The organism is Treponema sp. R6D11 (assembly GCF_054786075.1).
In genome coordinates this window covers 1-448 of sequence record NZ_BDHD01000919.1, presented here as the reverse complement: position 1 = coordinate 448, position 448 = coordinate 1, and the positions used below count along the sequence as shown (strand labels likewise).

The 448-nt window shown below is 41.1% G+C and carries 1 protein-coding gene; it reads right to left on the bottom strand.

Annotated features, from left to right (window positions below; genetic code table 11):
* On the bottom strand, positions 1-448 hold a 448-nt coding region (locus ACYVTD_RS16810), incomplete at both ends, for a hypothetical protein (protein ID WP_461248794.1).

Sequence of the window (448 nt, the reverse complement as noted above, 5' to 3'; positions counted from 1 at the left end):
GTCTGTCATCGCTTCTTGAATGAATTTGTTGTTGATTGCTTTTTTTGTCTGGTTCTCGTATGAGGTTACAGTTGAAAATGTGCTCGATATGAAACACAAGCAATCTGCGACGTCTGTCCAATTTATTTTGCTTTCGTTTTTAGTGTATTTGCCTGTTTGTTTAATATAACCATCGATTTGAGATGTGAAAGCCGAACGAAGGGCCTTATCTGGCGCGCCACCATGCTCTAGGTAGCTCGAGTTATGATAGTACTCGATTAGATTTACGTTTGCGTTGAAGACGAAACTGCATGAAAGCTTGACTTTGTATTCAGGTTTATCGGCTCTGTCGCGCCCTTTTCGTTCGCATGTTATGAACTTTGGCGTGCTGATTGCTTTTTCGCTGCCGATTTCTTTTATATAATCTTCGATTCCGTTCTCGTAGAGAAATTCGTTTGTTTCGTCCTCG